Consider the following 2,441-nt stretch of genomic DNA (forward strand, 5'->3'; position numbering starts at 1 on the left):
CTCCTGCAACCCGGAAACCCTGGCGGCGAATATCGCCCAGTTGCACGACACCCATCGCATCGAGCGTTGCGCGTTGTTCGACCAGTTTCCGTATACCCACCACATGGAGAGTGGGGTGTTGCTGGTTCGGCGTTGAAGCTATCGCGGGTCAAGCCCGCTCCCACAGGTTTTGTGGGAGCGGGCTTGACCCGCGATCAGGGCCCTTCAGCCATGCCCCGAACACATCAACAACGGCACCAGCTGATCCTCATCGGTCAACGCCCCATGGTGCCCCCGCCACTGGCTGGGGGGCTTCTCCACCTCGCTGCGAATGATCCCGCCGGCCCCGCTCGGGATCACGATCAAATCGCCAATCCGCGCTTCCGCCTGGCTGAGCAACACATCGCCGAACAGCCCCTTGGCAATTGCCTGGGCCTTGCTCAATACCCGGTATTGATCCCCGAGACGATTCTGCCAACGTTCGTGCACACGATCCTGCTGGTGCTCGTGGGTATACAGATAACGCGCACGAATATCCCCGGCCATCGCCCGCACGCCTTCCTGGAGCACGGGGTCCAGGTCAAAATCATGCACCTGTTCGCTGTCCAGCGCTTGCATGCCGTGATCGGCAATCACCATCATCCGGGCCTGTTCGGGCAAGCGTCGGGCGATGGCCTGGGCCAACTGATCGGCAATCGCCAGTTGCTTGAGCCAACCCTCGGAGCCTGGGCCGAACAAGTGCCCGGCAAAGTCCAGGTCGCCGAAATAGGCAAAACAGAACGCCGGCCCCGGCACCGCCAGGGCGGCGTTGATCAATTGCGGATAAGCGTCATAGGCCGGTGCCGGGAGGATCGTGCCGGCCTTGTAGATCGCCCGGCTGAAGTCGGAGTTGGCATAGCGCCCGAGCATCACCGTGCTGATGGCGACGCCCTGCGCGGCGGCCTGGCTCCAGGCATCGACGGGCACGATAAAAGCCTCCGGCGGCGGCGCGACGCTGGCCTGCGCCTCGACCTGCAAGGGCGACGTGGTCCAGGTCAGCGGCGACAGTTCGGTCTGTTCATCCAGGGCAAACCCGCAGCCAACGATGCCGTGGGCGCCGCTGCCCAGCCCTGAGGTCACCGAGGCCAGGCTGGTCGCAGTGGTGGCCGGAAACCCGACCTTGAAGTGGCTGTCCGGCTGCATCAATGAGGCAAGAAACGGTGCATGCCGGGCATGCGCCTGCAGCAGGTTCCAGCCCAGGCCATCGATCAGTAGCAGGCAGGTGCTGCGCGAATGATCGAGGCGAAAGGCATTGCGAAAACCATGGCCACCCAAGGCGGCGAAGATCGACTGGGTCAGGTTGGCCAGGCCTGGCCAGGTCTCACCCAGCGACTGCAGCTCGTTGATCGGCGTTGCCATGTCTCCCTCCGTGGTCAGGTGCAAAGCAACATGTGTAGCACAGGCTGTGCGATCAGCGCACAGAAAACACATCTGCGGGCCTACGGCCAATTGACCAAATTAACCATTCGGTACATTTTCTAACTGACGCGCTCCCTCTTCATTACCAAGAACAACAACGGAGTTTTCAGCATGGCTTTGGCCTCCTCTTCCGGCATCCTCGCCGGCCTTATCGGCGCCGGCATCCAGGCCTCGCGCACCCCGGCGCTGCACGAGCACGAAGGCGCCGCGCAAGGCCTGCACTACCTGTACCGGCTGATCGACCTGGATCAGCTCAAGCTCGACAGCAGCGCCCTCGAAGAGCTACTGACTGCGGCCCAGTACATGGGCTTCACCGGCCTTAACATCACCTTCCCGTGCAAGCAGGCGATCTTGCCACTGCTCAATGAACTGTCGCCGCAAGCCCGGGGCATCGGCGCGGTGAACACCGTAGTGTTCAAGGATGGCAAACGCATCGGCCACAACACCGATTGCCTGGGTTTTGCCGAAGGTTTTCGTCGCGGCCTGGCCGATGCGCCGCGCCGCCAGGTAGTGCAGATGGGCGCAGGTGGCGCCGGGGCTGCGGTGGCCCATGCGCTGTTGGAAGAAGGCGTCGAGCAGCTAACGGTGTTCGATGTCGAACTGGCCCGCGCCCAGGCCCTTGTGGATAACGTGAACCAGCACTTTGCAGGCAGCCGCGCCAGGGTCGGCCATGATCTGCAGAGCGCCATGGCCAGCGCCGACGGCCTGGTCAACACCACGCCCATGGGCATGGCCAAGCTGCCGGGCATGCCGGTGCCCAAGGCGCTGTTGCGGGCTGAACTATGGGTGGCGGAGATCGTTTATTTCCCGCTGGAAACCGAGCTGCTGCGCGAAGCCCGGGCCCTGGGTTGCCGCACCTTGAGCGGGGCGAACATGGCGGTGTTCCAGGCGGTGAAAGCGTTTGAACTGTTCAGCGGGGTGAAGCCGGATGCGGCGCGGATGATCGAACACTTCAACAGCCTGGGTGACTGAAAAGCATCGCCGGCAACGCCGGCTTGTGTCTT

Annotated in this window: 2 protein-coding genes and 1 pseudogene; 2 read left to right on the plus strand and 1 reads right to left on the minus strand. The window is 63.3% G+C overall.

The genetic code is table 11. From position 1 onward, the window contains the following. Positions 1–136 (plus strand): annotated as a pseudogene (locus UW3_RS29950) (tRNA (uridine(54)-C5)-methyltransferase TrmA); the annotation flags it as partial. A gap of 68 nt (positions 137–204) precedes the next feature. Here the strand turns inward: UW3_RS29950 and UW3_RS0124250 are convergent. Then, positions 205–1,377 carry an alkaline phosphatase family protein gene (locus UW3_RS0124250; RefSeq protein WP_010226441.1) on the minus strand — a complete coding sequence of 391 codons (1,173 nt, stop codon included), beginning with the start codon at positions 1,375–1,377 and terminating at the stop codon, positions 205–207. A 171-nt stretch (positions 1,378–1,548) separates the two neighbouring features. Here UW3_RS0124250 and UW3_RS0124255 point away from each other — a divergent pair, with 171 nt between their 5' ends. After that, complete coding sequence (locus tag UW3_RS0124255) at positions 1,549–2,409, plus strand: shikimate dehydrogenase (protein ID WP_026001507.1); 861 nt, start codon at positions 1,549–1,551, stop codon at positions 2,407–2,409. Positions 2,410–2,441: the final 32 nt, after the last annotated feature.

Origin of the sequence: Pseudomonas donghuensis (assembly GCF_000259195.1) — a bacterium.
GTDB classification, from domain to species: domain Bacteria; phylum Pseudomonadota; class Gammaproteobacteria; order Pseudomonadales; family Pseudomonadaceae; genus Aquipseudomonas; species Aquipseudomonas donghuensis.